The sequence below is a fragment of the Pseudomonas sp. HMSC067G02 genome, from assembly GCF_001813485.1.
GTDB lineage: Bacteria > Pseudomonadota > Gammaproteobacteria > Pseudomonadales > Pseudomonadaceae > Pseudomonas > Pseudomonas aeruginosa.
The window spans coordinates 23,285-35,903 of record NZ_KV812728.1; the positions used below are offsets into that span (position 1 = coordinate 23,285).

A 12,619-nucleotide genomic window follows, 5' to 3' on the forward strand; every position below is an offset into this window, starting at 1 on the left:
GCCATGGCCGGCTACCGTGTGCAGGGCACCTGCCCTCGGTGCGGATATCCATAACGACAACAACAGGATCTCCCCATGCTCCGTCCCGCGCTTCCCGCTGTCCTCTGTCTTTGCTGCCTGTTGCTGGCGCTGCCGGCGCGCGCCGCCCTCGACGACCAGCAACGCGCCCTGCAACAACTGCAGGTCCAGGCCTGTCGCGCGGTGGGCAGCCTGTTGCTGCTGCGCGGCGAGGGCTTCCAGGAACAGCACGCGGCGCAACTGGAGAAGGATCTCGCCAGCCTCGACCGCGCGCTCGCCGCCGCCCCCGAGGGGGTGCTCCTGCGGCAAGGCGAAAGGACGCTGGTGGCGCGCATCCGTGAAGGCGCGGCCTACGGCCCCCGCGAGGAGGACCTGCCCTGGCGCTATCCGCAGCAACTGAGTCGCGCCCTGCGTGACTTCCTCAACCTGGTGGAACGCCAGGTGCCGCCGCCCCCGCCAGGCCAACCCCTGCCGCTCTGGCAGTTGCCGGTGCGGGTCGAGTACCTGTCCCTGCAATACCTGGCACGCGCCTACCTGGGCGGGCTGGAGATTGCCCGCGAACAGCCCCGGGACTATCTCGGCCAGGACGAGAGCGTGCTGGTTCCGCTGATCGACCGGCGCATCGCCCTGCTGGTGGAGCAAAGCGCCAACCCGGCGGGACTGAAGAAACTGGAAAACCGCTGGGAGTACCTGAGCCAGGCCCTGCGCGACCTGAACAGCAAGAGCAGCGCGCTGGTCAGCGCTTCCGGCAGGCCCTGGGCGCCGATCATCGTCGACCGCCACGCGCGGGCCCTGAGCGAAAGCCTGATGCGCTTGAGCGCGGAGTGAGGCCACGCGCCGCACGGGGCGGATAACCTCGCCACTCGCCACTCGCCACGCTGCGCCAGCGTCCGCCCCGACTCCCTGGCCAGCGCATTTTTTCGAATCCGCCCTGCGGATTTTGATTTGCCGCCACGCCCTGGCGCAGGCGCAATGGTGCTCCCGAAAGGAGATCGCCATGCCCACTGCCAACCCACCCTGCCGCACCCTCTGGCTGATGGCCGCCATCGTCCTGGTCGGCCTCAACCTGCGGCCCTCCATGGCCGCCGTCGGCCCACTGCTGAACGCCATGCGCGGCGAGATCGCGCTCAGCTTCGGCGACGTCTCGCTGCTGACCGCCCTGCCGGTGCTGACCCTCGGCCTCGGCATGTTCTTCGGCCTGGGCATCGCCCGCCGCGTCGGCGAGTGGCGTTCGGTGGCCCTCGCCCTGCTGCTGATCGGCGCCGCCAGCGCCCTGCGCCTGGGCAGCCGAGGCCTGCCCGACCTGCTCGGCAGCGCCATGCTCGCCGGCCTCGGCATCGCCCTGATCCAGGCGCTGATGCCGGCCCTGATCAAGGCCCGTTTCGGCGCGCGCACGCCGCTCTGCATGGGGCTCTACGTCACCGCCATCATGGCTGGCGCGGCGCTGTCCGCCAGCGCTGCGCCGACCCTGGCGGAGCACGCCGGCTGGCGGCTCGGCCTCGGTGCCTGGGCGGCGCTCGCCGCGCTCGCGCTGCTGGCCTGGTGGCTGCAACCCGGCACCCGCCTGCGCCTGCCCGACGCGCAGCCGGGCAGGAGCCTCCTGCGCTATCCGCGGACCTGGCTGCTGATCCTGTTCTTCGGCCTCGGCACGGCCTGCTACACCTGCGTGCTGGCCTGGCTCGCGCCCTATTACCTGGAACAGGGCTGGAGCGCCCAGGAATCCGGGCTGCTGCTCGGTTTCCTGACGGCCGTGGAGGTACTCTCCGGGTTGCTCGCGCCGGCCCTGGCCAGCCGCTCGCGGGATCGCCGCCCGGTGCTGGTCGGGCTAACCGCGCTGATGCTGGCCGGCTTCCTCGGCCTCGCCTGGGCGCCGGCCAGCCTGCCGCTGCTCTGGGCGCTGTGCCTCGGACTGGGCATCGGCGGGCTGTTCCCCATGGGGTTGATCGTCTGCCTCGACCACTTCGACGCGCCGCAACGCGCCGGTCAACTGGCTGCCCTGGTACAAGGCGCCGGCTACCTGATCGCCGGGGTCTCGCCATGGGTCGCCGGGCTGCTGCGCGACAGCCTCGGCAGCTTCACCGGCGCCTGGCTCGGACTGACCGCGGTGGCGGCGCTGCTGCTGGGACTGGGCCTGCGCTTCGACCCGCGGCGCTATGCGGCACTGTTCGCCGAGCGGCAGGCGCGAGGCGTCGGCGCCGAAAGCTTGCGCTGAGGAAGGGGACGGGTTCTGATGGCGCTCCCGACGCCGTCAGGACGCCCCGATGCTGATCGCCAACGGCCTGCGCAAGGTCGACATGCAGGACCTGCTGGTCTTCCTCCAGGTCCACCAACGACAGAACCTCGTCGAGGTCGCCGAACACCTGAGCCTCAGCCCGTCGACGGTCAGCTACTGCCTGAAGAAGCTGCGCCAGGCCTTCGACGACGAGCTGTTCATCGCCACCCGCGGCGGCATGCAGCCGACCCACAAGAGTCGCGCCATGCTGCCCCACGTGGAGGAAATGCTCGCCCGCATCAACGCCTGTCACGCCGCCCAGGGCAGCTTCGACCCGCGTGGCGAGCCGCGTACCTTTACCCTCTGCGCGCCGGAATACGTCGAGCTGCTGATCCTTCCGGCACTCCTGCGACGGCTCGCCGCCAACGGCCCGAGGATCGGCCTGGACATCCGCCGCCTGGGTCCCGAACTGCCCACCGAAGCATTGCTCGACGGCCAGGTCGACCTGGTCTTCGACTTCGGTCCCGAGTACCACCGACCGGCACCGGAGCTACAGGCGCTCGCCCTGTTCAGCGACGAACTGCTCTGCGTGCAGGATCGTGCCCAGCCGCGCCACGAGCGCCTGGAACTGGACGAGTTCTGCCGGCGCCGCTTCGTCTTCCCGACCCCGCTCGACGCCAGCAACGCCAACCTGGTGGACACGTGGCTGCGACGCCAGGGCCGCAGCCGCGAAGTCGCCGCGCGCGCCAACAGCTACGTCGCCGCCCTGCAACTGCTGTCGGGCAGCGACTTCGTGCTGATGCTGCCGCGACGTATCCACGCGCTGCTCGACGATGGCCGCCATCGCGCCTGCCTCGCACCGTCAGGGCTGCCGCCGTTCGCCCTGCACCTGTCATGGAGCCGCGCCGCCGACCAGGACCCGGCGAACCTCTGGCTGCGCGAACAGGTGCTGATCGTCTGCGCCGAGCTGGGTTTGCTCTAGCCTGCGTCATCCTGCACTTCGAGGCTCGCCGCCAGGGAGCGCCAGAGCACTTCGGCGAATACCTGCTGGATGCCGCCGGCCAGGTAGTCGAACATCTGCTGCGCTTCCTGCCACTGGCTGCACACCAGCCAGAGATCCGGCTCGAGGGCGTCCCTGCGCACCTGGTACTCCAGGCAACCCGGCGCCTCCAGCCCCGGTTCGACCAGTTGTTGCAGGCGCAGGCCAAGCCGTTCCGACTGACCGTTGCGCGCGCGAATACGGATGACCTGGCTGGCGCTCATGACGGACGCTCCTCCGGACGAACGAGCGACGCCTCAGTGGGCGCCGCGCTCCAGTGGCTTGAGGATCGGGTCGCCCTCCTTGAGCAACTCCCAGACCAGCAACTTGGCCGGCTTCATCGGATCGGGATTGCGTGCCAGCAGGTGCGGCACGTTCGCCGGCTCGTACCAGCTCTGGCCCACCGTGTAGGTTTCCACCGGGCCGCCTTCCAGTTGCGTCTGCACGGTGCCTTCGAGCACGTAGACGAACACCGAGCCGGGATGCACATGGGGCGCGGAGACCTGGCCGGGCTTGAACGACACCGTCAGCATCAACCCACGATGGCCGGGAATCTCGGCCAGGGCCTGGTCGTGCAGGGTTTCCACCTTCTCCGCAACATGGGCGCTGGCCAGCGTCGGCAGCGCGGCGAGCAGCAGGCAGGCGATCGATCGATTGGCCTTCATCGCCGTCCACCTCATTCCGGTTGCATGCCCATGCCGACGCCGAAGCGGTTCCAGGCGTTGATGGCCGAGACCGCCAGGGTCAGTTCGGCGATCTCCTTGTCGTCGAAGTGCTCGCGCAGTTCGTCGAGCGGGCCGTGCGGCAACGGCCCCTGGCTGAGGCGGGCGAGTTGCTCGGTCCAGGCCAGGGCAGCGCGCTCGCGCGGGGTGAAGTAGGGGGTTTCCTGCCAGACGCAGAGCGCTTGCAGACGCTGCTCGGTCTCGCCGGCCTTGCGCGCGTCGTTGGCATGCATGTTCACGCAGTAGGCGCAACCGTTGATCTGCGAAGTGCGCAGGTAGACCAGTTCGATCAACGGGCGCTCCAGGCCGGCCTTGGCCAGGGCCTTTTCCAGGCCGAGCATGGCGGCATAGGCGTCGGGGGAGGCTTTGGCCCATTCGAGGCGGGTGGTCATGGCGAATCTCCTTGGCTGATTGGCAGCCGCGAGAGTGGAAAGCGGCGCGGCATGGGGTAACACTAAGCCTGCCTTTGGCTTCCACGAAGAGCCAATTACCAGAAATACCAGGTAGCCAATTTCGCCATGGAACTGCAACTGATCCTCGACGGCCGCCACGACCTGGTCGGCCAGCTCTATCGCCAGCTGCGCGACGCGATCCTCCACGGTCGCCTGGCCACCGGCGATCGCCTGCCAGCCACGCGCTACCTTGCCGAACGCCTGGAAGTGTCGCGCAAGACCGTCAGCGAAGCCTACGAGCGCCTCACCAGCGAGGGCTTCCTCGAAGGCCGGGTCGGCAGCGGCACCTTCGTCGCCCGCGGGCCCGCCGGGGAAGCGCCGCCGCAGCGCGCCGACGGTCCGCTGCGGCCGGCCGCGCGCTGGGCACGCATCGAACCGCAGTCCGGTCTAATGGACCAGCGAGCACCGCTCCGCTACAGCTTCGCCGGCGGCACGACCGACAAGCGCCGCTTTCCCTTCGATACCTGGCGTACCTGCGTGCTCCAGGCGCTACGCCTGCAACAGCGCTCGCCGGCGTTCTACAAGGAAACCGAAGGCGACCCCGAACTGCGCCTGGCGATCTCCCGCTACCTGGCGATCAACCGCGCCGTGCAGTGCGACTGGAACGCCCTGATGGTCACCCAGGGCGCCCAGCAGGGACTCGACCTGCTGGCCCGGGTGATGCTCGACCCCGGCGACCTGGCGGTGGTCGAGGAACCCGGTTATCCGCCGGCCCGCGCCAGCCTGCTGGCCACCGGCGCCGAGGTGCGCGGAGTACCGGTGGACGCCGAGGGGCTGCGCGTCGACCTGCTGCCGGACAACGCCAAGCTGGTCTACGTCACCCCGTCGCACCAGTTCCCGCTGGGCATGCCGATGAGCCTGGAGCGGCGCCTGCAGTTGCTGGACTGGGCGCAGCGCCACCGGGCGCTGATCATCGAGGACGACTACGACAGCGAGTACCGCTTCGACGGGCGTTCGCTGGAGTCGCTGCGCAGCCTCGACCGGAACGGCCAGGTGGCCTACCTCGGGACCTTTTCCAAGACCCTCTTCCCCGAGCTGCGCCTCGGCTACCTGCTGCCGCCGGCAAGCCTGCGCGAAGCGGTGCTGGCGGCGCGCAAGCTGGTCGACCGGCACAGCGAGACCTTGCAGCAACGCGCCCTCGCGCTGTTCATCCAGCGCGGCGACTTCGCCCGCCATACGCGCCGCCTGCAACGCGAATACGCCCAGCGTCGCGGGCGCCTGCTGGAACGCCTGCACGGCGACCTGAGCCCCTGGCTCGAAGCGCTGCCGGCGGTGGCCGGGATCCACCTCGCGGCGCGCTGTCGCGAACCGCTGGATGTGCTGCGCATCGCCCGTCATTTGCGCCAGCAAGGCCTGGAGGTCGGCACCCTGCCGCCCTTCTACGCGGAAACCCCGGCACAGGCCGGCTTCCTCTTCGGCTTCGGCTGCATCGAACGGGACGACATCGACCCGGCGTTGGACCTGTTGCGCGCCGAGCTGCGGCGCTAGGCGCGCTTCCGCCCATCCACGGCCGGCAACTCGGCGGCGCGCAGGTAGGTGCCGATCCCCCCGGCCAGAGGCTCGATTGCAACCGCGCCCCATGCCCAGCGGCGCATGACGCGCCGCGTTATCCGCCCTACTGGAGGCGCCGCCCCTTGCAAAGGCCCGGCGAGGGCGGCTCAGGGCTGCAGCAGTTTCGCCAGTCGTTCGCCGTCCAGCCCGAGCATGCGGGCAGCCTTGCTCTCGGCCAGTTGCTCCGCGTCGTCCTCGGGCAGGCTGGCGGCCTGGGTCGCCAGGCTGAGGATCAGCTCTTCGCGGGAAAGCACGCCACCGAACTGGTACGCCGCAGCGATCAGCCGGCGCAGCTCCAGCGGCAGCCGCCAACGCGCCCGCAGGGCCGAGCCGAAGCTGGCGCCGAAACGCCCCAGCAGCTCGTCGAGGCGCGCCTCGTCCAGCGCGCCGCCGCCATCGCACCAATCCTGCAATGTCCGCAGCAGCGCCAGGTCGCCCAGGCGATGCAGCAGCCCTGCGGTATAGCAGCGCTCGACGTCCGCGCCGAGGGCGTCGGCCAGTTCCCAGGCGATGTCCGCGCAACGTTGCGAAAGATCCCAGAAGTGCATGGCGCGCTCGGCCAGCAGTGGTTCGCCGAGCTGGATGGCCCGCTGCAGACTGAAACCGAGCACCAGGTTCAGGCTGTGCCCGAGTCCCAGCCGCCGCAGGGCCTGGCCCAGGGTCTGGCAGGCCGGACCGACGTGCCGGGCGGCGCTGTTGGCGGCGGCGATCAGGCCAGCGGTGATCTGCGGGTCGCGACCGAACTCATCCTCCAGCACGCGCAGCGGATGCTCCTCGGCGCTCAGGCAACGATCGCTGGCGGCACGCACGTCGGCCAGCAACGGCGCCCCCTCCGCGGAGTCGCGCGCGCGTTCGAGGAAAGCCTCCAGGTTCTCGCCCGCGTCCCGCTCCGGCAGCGGACAGGCGACCACTTCGTCGCCCTTCAGCAACAACCCTCGCAGGCGTTGCATCAGGTTCTCGGCCTGGAACGGCTTCACCAGGTAGGCGGTCGGCGCCAGTGCCACGGCGGCGCGCACGCTGGCCTGGTCGGCGCGGTCGCTGATCAGGATGAACGGCTGCTCGGCGACCGAGCGGCGCAGGCGCGCTTCGCGCAGCAGCTCGAAGCCATCCACCTGCGGCAGGTTCAGCTCGGCCAGGATCAACGCGAAGCGCCGGCGCCGGCAATGCGCCAGCGCTTCTCCGCCATCGCCGCAGAGGACCAGCCGGGCATCGCAACGCACGCCGAGGACCAGTTGGCCAAGCAGGTCGCGACTCCAGGGGTCCGGGTCGGCAATCAGGATGACGGGGGCCTTTTTCGCGGCACTCATGGCGTTCCTCTTCGAACCTGGCGAACCGAGCGGGACGCACCAGGCATGACAGGCGGGCACGACACGGCCCGCGGGCACACAAGGGTATGACGGACGAACACGGTGCGCCTCTAGGACCTGTCCTAATCGCCACGAACGGAACGACCGGAGGAATGCGGGAGGATTCGTATGCGCCAGGCGCCCAAGGGTAACAGGGGAAAACCGTTCGTCGGGCGTTTCGCGGAAAACCCTGGCAGAAAAAAGAGGCTTCCGTTTCCGTGAAGCCTCTGAAAGAAAGGCCCGCGCGGACGCGCGGGCCTCGGGGGTATCGCTTTGCCGGTGAAGCTTAAGCGAGTTCGTCGAAGCACTCGGCCAGGATGGCCAGGCCCTTCTCCAGTTGCGCGTCGGGGATGGTGACGGGCATGAGGAAGCGGATGACGTTGTAGTAGGTGCCGCAGGAGAGCAGGATCAGGCCCTTCTCGCGCGCACGGACGACGATCTTGCTGACCAGCTCGGCGGCCGGCTTGTGGGTATCGCCGCCCTCGAACAGCTCGATGGCCACCATCGAACCCAGGCCACGAACGTCGCCGATCACCTTGTGCTTGGCCTGGATCTCGCGCAGGCCGGCCTTGAGGCGCTCGCCGAGGGCTTGCGAACGTTCCAGCAGCTTCTCTTCCTCGAACACCTTCAGCACGGCCAGTGCCGCGGCGCAGGCGATCGGGCTGCCGGCATAGGTGCCGCCCAGGCCGCCGGGCGCGATGGCGTCCATGATCTCGGCCTTGCCGGCCACGCCGGAGATCGGGAAGCCGCCGCCGACCGACTTGGCGAAGGTGGTCAGGTCAGGAACGATGCCCAGTTGCTCGGTAGCGAAGAAGGTGCCGGTACGGCCGGCGCCGGTCTGCACTTCGTCGGCGATCAGCAGGATGCCGTGCTGGTCGCACAGGGCACGCAGGCGCTGCATGAAGGACTTGGAGTTGACGTAGAAGCCACCCTCGCCCTGCACCGGCTCGATGATGATCGCGGCGATGTCCTGGGGCTGGGCATCGTTCTTGAAGATGCGCTCGATGCTGGCGATGGAGTCGTCCTCGCTCACGCCGTGCAGCTCGCAGGGCGCCAGGGCGCGGAAGATGCCGCCCGGCATCAGGCCCATGCCGGCGGAGTACGGGACCACCTTGCCGGTCAGGCCCAGGGTCATCATGGTGCGGCCGTGGTACGCGCCGGTGAAGGCGATCACGCCAGCGCGGCCGGTGGCGGCGCGGGCGATCTTGACGGCGTTCTCCACGGCTTCGGAGCCGGAGGTGACCAGCAGGGTCTTCTTCGGGAAGTCGCCCGGCACGCGCTTGGCGATTTCCTCGGCCAGCTCGATGTAGGGTTCGTAGGCCAGCACCTGGAAGCAGGTGTGGGACAGCTTGCCCAGTTGCTCCTGGACCGCGGCGATCACCTTCGGATGCAGGTGGCCGGTGTTCAGCACGGCGATGCCGCCGGCGAAGTCGATGTACTCGCGGCCTTCCACGTCCCAGACGGTGGAGTTCTCGGCGCGCTCGGCGACGACCGGGTGGATCTGGCCCACGCCGCGGGGTACCGCGGCCTGGCGACGCTTCAGCAGGGATTCGTTGGTCTTGCTCATGGCTTCCTCAGTGGCCGCTCATCGGGTCGGCCGGGTCAAAGGATGAAGGCGGGAAGGAAGCTCCCCAAGGCAGCATGCGATGATCGACTGCCTCGGGACTTGCAGACCCGCCAGGGCTCGGAGCCGCTTCGCGATCGGCGACCGCGACTCCCGGTTCGTCCGGTGCCACCACCGGCAACGTCGACACCGGACGGCGCAGCTCTTGCCTGCCGTCCGGCCCCTCCGGATGCGTTTCTCGCCGGACTCAGATACCGCCCAGGCAGAGGTACTTGATCTCGAGGTAGTCCTCGATCCCGTACTTGGAGCCTTCGCGGCCCAGGCCCGAGGCCTTGATGCCGCCGAACGGCGCCACTTCGTTGGAGATCAGGCCGGTGTTGATGCCGACCATGCCGTACTCCAGTTGCTCGGCGACGCGGAACACGCGGGCCAGGTCGCGGGCGTAGAAGTAGGACGCCAGGCCGAACTCGGTGTCGTTGGACATAGCGATGACCTCGGCCTCGTCCTTGAAGCGGAACACCGGCGCCAGCGGGCCGAAGGTCTCGTCCTTGGACACCAGGGCGTTCTTCGGCACGTCGACCAGGATGGTCGGCTCGAAGAAGGTGCCGCCGAGGGCGTGCGGCTTGCCGCCGGAAACCACCTTGGCGCCCTTGGAGACCGCGTCGGCGATGTGTTCCTCGACCTTGGCCACGGCCTTGGCGTCGATCAGCGGACCGGTGGTCACGCCGGCTTCCAGGCCGTTGCCGATGTTCAGCTTGGCCACGGCGGCCTTCAGCTTGTCGACGAAGGCGTCATACACGCCGTCCTGCACGTACAGGCGGTTGGCGCAGACGCAGGTCTGGCCGTTGTTGCGGTACTTGGAAATCAGCGCGCCCTCGACGGCGGCGTCCAGGTCGGCGTCGTCGAACACGATGAACGGCGCGTTGCCGCCCAGTTCCAGGGACACCTTCTTGATGTCCTGGGCGCACTCGGCCATCAGTTGGCGGCCGATTTCGGTGGAACCGGTGAAGGTCAGCTTGCGCACGATCGGGTTGCTGGTCAGCTCGCCGCCGACTTCGCCGGCGCTACCGGTGACCACGCTGAACACGCCCTTCGGAATGCCGGCGCGCTCTGCCAGTTCGGCCAGGGCCAGCGCGGAATACGGGGTCTGCGAAGCAGGCTTGAGCACCATGGTGCAGCCGGCGGCCAGGGCCGGGCCGGCCTTGCGGGTGATCATCGCCGAGGGGAAGTTCCACGGCGTGATGGCCGCGGTCACGCCGATCGGCTGCTTGATCACGATGATGCGCTTGTCCGGCTGGTGGCCGGGAATGGTGTCGCCGTAGATGCGCTTGGCTTCTTCGCCGAACCATTCGAGGAAGGAGGCGGCGTAGGCGATCTCGCCCTTGGCCTCGGCCAGCGGCTTGCCCTGCTCGATGGTCATCAGGCGGGCCAGGTCGTCCTGGTTCTCGATCATCAGGTCGAACCAGCGGCGCAGCTTGTTGGCGCGCTCCTTGGCGGTCAGCGCACGCCAGGCCGGCAGGGCCTTGTCGGCAGCCTCGATGGCGCGGCGGGTCTCGGCGGCGCCCATCTTCGGCACGCTGCCGATGATCTCGCCGGTGGCCGGGTTGTTCACCTTGATGGTCTGGCCGTTGTCGGCATCCACCCAGGCGCCATCGACGTAGGCTTGTTGACGGAACAGCTTGGCATCTTTGAGTTGCATGACCTGTCTCCTTCGAGGAATGCCGTGAGCAGCGGGTCTACCTCGACTACCCCGCGTGCCTGGTTGTCTGGTTCGGTTGTAACCGGAAAGTGTTGCCTGCTGGTTATTCGAAAGGGCCAGCGCCCCGGTGTTCCATTTCCTGCGCCCTGTGCCAGCGGCGTCGCCGTTACCGGCCGGCCACCGTGCGCAACGGGCGGACGCGGACGAACGCGACCGCCGGCAGGCGTCGGGGAGGATACGAAAGACTCGTGCGGGAAAGGGATTGCGGACGAAACGCCACGCCGGCACCACGGCGGCCCGGCAGCGCGAAGGGCCGGACGAGCGACGGGCAGGTCAGAAAGAGGTCATTCCAGGGGCACGCGGCCGGCTGAACTGATGCCAATTCCCCGGTCTCCTGTTGTTGTGGCTTTGGGGGCGTTTGAAATCTCAAACGAATCCTAGGGCCACCACTGACAAAGGGCAATACCCCGTTCGATAAAATCAACGAAAGTCGGAAAATTCTGCTGCTTTTCTGAGCACATCCTCGACGGACGGTCATTTTCGTTCGAAATCACGAACGTACGCACATGGAATGGACTCCCGCCGACGAGATGCGTATGATTGCGGCCTGCCGCGCGAGCCGCGGCGCTGCATCCGTAGCTCAGCTGGATAGAGTACTGCCCTCCGAAGGCAGGGGTCGTGGGTTCGAATCCCGCCGGATGCGCCATCTTCCAGAAGCCCGCCTTGTGCGGGCTTTTTGCTTTCAGACCTGCCTCACCGCCACCCGCTCCGCCGAGCGGCGCCTGTCCCTCGCCACAGAGACCAGAGCAACCGATCCTGTCCGGCCGGGAATGGCACTCAAGGCCGGGGCCAGATGGAGGGTCGATCGGCGGATAGTTCCTCGGGGCTGGCCGTTTCACGTCTATAGTTCTGCATGCTCGGATGCCGTTCCTACCAGGACTCCCACAGGAGCAACAGGATGCGCTCATGGCATGGCGTAGTCACGAAAATCGCCAAGCAAGGCAAGGGCGCCGTGGTCAAGAATCGACTCGGCCCGGAAGAGCTTCTGGTGCCCTTCACAGTGAGTACGCTCGTCGAGGTCGACCTGGACGCAAGGATCTACGGAACGGATGTGGACGACACGCCCTGGGCGGAGGGCGACGAACGAAAGGAGGTGCTGGTCGGTACCGAAGTGGAACTGCTGACCGATACGGATACCTTTCCTACCCATGCGTCCCAGGTGCTCAGCGCCAATTTCCGTTTCGCCCTCGACATCGTCAAGGGAGGGCTCAGCGGCCCGGTCAGGAAAGGGGCGGTCCTGGTCATCTACCACGACTTCCAGCAGGAGATCCGGAGAGGCGACTCCGGCAGCGCCTTCGCGGAGGCGGTCGTCGCCTATGCGCGGAACAAGCTCTACAAGCCGGCCTTCGCGATCAAGGCCGATACCAACTACGCCCAGTTGGTTCGGGATCTAGGCAAGGTTGCCGCGGAGAGCGGCGAACAGTACTTCATCGATACGATCCTCATCGCCACCCACGGCACGGCTGGCCAACTCTGGCTGGGCAACCCCCACGGCGATAGCACCGCGGACGTCATGGCCCGGCGTGTCCAGGGCAAGCAGTTCGTCGAGCCCCAGGCCTTTGGTGCGACCCTTCTCGAACTGTTCGGCAAGGAACTGGCCATCGCCCTCTACGGGTGCGACTTCGCCGGGGACGAGGACGGAGAAGCGGCGGCCCTCGAGCTGCGCATCGCCGCCAACGCGAGAGCGGTCTACGCCGGCAAGGGCACGGTGTATCTCAATGCCAGCAAAGAGGGTCGTTCCACGGTGACCTGCAGCAAGGCGATGGTGGTCTACCGGACCGACAAGATCGAGGTACTGGGTGGAAACCAGGTACCGGTATTCGATATCTGAGGCCCCGCCCCGCACTGTCATTGCCGATTGCCCAGGATCTTCGGCCCCAGACGCTCCGCCTCGCCCCTGGCCTTTTCCCTGGGGAGAGCCTTAAGATCGGGAGTCCGCACTGGGGCGGACCTTCT

11 protein-coding genes and 1 tRNA gene are annotated in these 12,619 nt (G+C 68.0%); 6 read left to right on the forward strand and 6 right to left on the reverse strand.

From position 1 onward, the window contains the following. The first annotated feature begins 75 nt into the window (after positions 1–75). From HMPREF2914_RS28140 to HMPREF2914_RS28150, 3 genes are all read left to right on the forward strand, one after another. On the forward strand, positions 76–846 hold the full coding sequence (locus HMPREF2914_RS28140) for a hypothetical protein (protein WP_015502189.1): 771 nt from the start codon (positions 76–78) through the stop codon (positions 844–846). A gap of 169 nt (positions 847–1,015) precedes the next feature. Beyond that, complete coding sequence (locus tag HMPREF2914_RS28145; RefSeq protein WP_023092286.1) at positions 1,016–2,230, forward strand: cyanate transporter; 1,215 nt, start codon at positions 1,016–1,018, stop codon at positions 2,228–2,230. 49 nt (positions 2,231–2,279) lie between these two features. Further along, entirely contained in the window at positions 2,280–3,212 is a 933-nt protein-coding gene (locus HMPREF2914_RS28150; protein ID WP_003128492.1) for a LysR family transcriptional regulator, read from the forward strand. On the opposite strand, the gene HMPREF2914_RS28155 is transcribed toward HMPREF2914_RS28150, so the two are convergent. Genes HMPREF2914_RS28155 through HMPREF2914_RS28165 form a run of 3 tightly spaced genes read right to left on the reverse strand, consistent with a single transcriptional unit; the run spans position 3,209 to position 4,383 of the window. Further along, positions 3,209–3,493, reverse strand: coding sequence for an antibiotic biosynthesis monooxygenase family protein (locus HMPREF2914_RS28155; RefSeq protein WP_023092285.1), 285 nt, complete (start codon positions 3,491–3,493; stop codon positions 3,209–3,211). The two genes, HMPREF2914_RS28150 and HMPREF2914_RS28155, sit on opposite strands and share 4 nt — an antisense overlap. 33 nt (positions 3,494–3,526) lie before the next feature. Further along, positions 3,527–3,934, reverse strand: a complete 408-nt coding sequence (locus tag HMPREF2914_RS28160; RefSeq protein ID WP_003118713.1) for a cupin domain-containing protein — start codon at positions 3,932–3,934, stop codon at positions 3,527–3,529. 11 nt (positions 3,935–3,945) lie between these two features. Continuing rightward, positions 3,946–4,383, reverse strand: coding sequence for a carboxymuconolactone decarboxylase family protein (locus tag HMPREF2914_RS28165; RefSeq protein ID WP_023092284.1), 438 nt, complete (start codon positions 4,381–4,383; stop codon positions 3,946–3,948). A gap of 126 nt (positions 4,384–4,509) precedes the next feature. Here HMPREF2914_RS28165 and HMPREF2914_RS28170 point away from each other — a divergent pair, with 126 nt between their 5' ends. After that, complete coding sequence (locus HMPREF2914_RS28170) at positions 4,510–5,931, forward strand: MocR-like pyridoxine biosynthesis transcription factor PdxR (protein WP_023092283.1); 1,422 nt, start codon at positions 4,510–4,512, stop codon at positions 5,929–5,931. A 170-nt stretch (positions 5,932–6,101) separates the two neighbouring features. Here HMPREF2914_RS28170 and HMPREF2914_RS28175 read toward each other — a convergent pair whose 3' ends face one another. From HMPREF2914_RS28175 to gabD, 3 genes are all read right to left on the reverse strand, one after another. Continuing rightward, entirely contained in the window at positions 6,102–7,301 is a 1,200-nt protein-coding gene (locus HMPREF2914_RS28175) for an HDOD domain-containing protein (RefSeq protein ID WP_003084206.1), read from the reverse strand. A gap of 325 nt (positions 7,302–7,626) precedes the next feature. Then, a complete protein-coding gene (gabT, locus tag HMPREF2914_RS28180) occupies positions 7,627–8,907 on the reverse strand; it encodes a 4-aminobutyrate--2-oxoglutarate transaminase (protein ID WP_003084201.1) in 1,281 nt (426 codons plus the stop codon). A gap of 244 nt (positions 8,908–9,151) precedes the next feature. Then, entirely contained in the window at positions 9,152–10,603 is a 1,452-nt protein-coding gene (gabD, locus tag HMPREF2914_RS28185; RefSeq protein WP_003106269.1) for an NADP-dependent succinate-semialdehyde dehydrogenase, read from the reverse strand. A gap of 629 nt (positions 10,604–11,232) precedes the next feature. Between gabD and HMPREF2914_RS28195 the strand changes: the two genes are divergently transcribed. After that, positions 11,233–11,309 (forward strand) — tRNA-Arg (locus HMPREF2914_RS28195). 252 nt (positions 11,310–11,561) lie between these two features. Then, positions 11,562–12,494 carry a hypothetical protein gene (locus HMPREF2914_RS28200; RefSeq protein WP_003084116.1) on the forward strand — a complete coding sequence of 311 codons (933 nt, stop codon included), beginning with the start codon at positions 11,562–11,564 and terminating at the stop codon, positions 12,492–12,494. Positions 12,495–12,619 lie beyond the last annotated feature (125 nt).

Coding starts and splice junctions, on each gene's coding strand:
- HMPREF2914_RS28140 (WP_015502189.1), top strand. CDS start 76: ATGCTCCGTCCCGCGCTTCCCGCTGTCCTCTGTCTTTGCTGCCTGTTG.
- HMPREF2914_RS28145 (WP_023092286.1), top strand. CDS start 1,016: ATGCCCACTGCCAACCCACCCTGCCGCACCCTCTGGCTGATGGCCGCC.
- HMPREF2914_RS28150 (WP_003128492.1), top strand. CDS start 2,280: ATGCTGATCGCCAACGGCCTGCGCAAGGTCGACATGCAGGACCTGCTG.
- HMPREF2914_RS28155 (WP_023092285.1), bottom strand. CDS start 3,493: ATGAGCGCCAGCCAGGTCATCCGTATTCGCGCGCGCAACGGTCAGTCG.
- HMPREF2914_RS28160 (WP_003118713.1), bottom strand. CDS start 3,934: ATGAAGGCCAATCGATCGATCGCCTGCCTGCTGCTCGCCGCGCTGCCG.
- HMPREF2914_RS28165 (WP_023092284.1), bottom strand. CDS start 4,383: ATGACCACCCGCCTCGAATGGGCCAAAGCCTCCCCCGACGCCTATGCC.
- HMPREF2914_RS28170 (WP_023092283.1), top strand. CDS start 4,510: ATGGAACTGCAACTGATCCTCGACGGCCGCCACGACCTGGTCGGCCAG.
- HMPREF2914_RS28175 (WP_003084206.1), bottom strand. CDS start 7,301: ATGAGTGCCGCGAAAAAGGCCCCCGTCATCCTGATTGCCGACCCGGAC.
- gabT (WP_003084201.1), bottom strand. CDS start 8,907: ATGAGCAAGACCAACGAATCCCTGCTGAAGCGTCGCCAGGCCGCGGTA.
- gabD (WP_003106269.1), bottom strand. CDS start 10,603: ATGCAACTCAAAGATGCCAAGCTGTTCCGTCAACAAGCCTACGTCGAT.
- HMPREF2914_RS28200 (WP_003084116.1), top strand. CDS start 11,562: ATGCGCTCATGGCATGGCGTAGTCACGAAAATCGCCAAGCAAGGCAAG.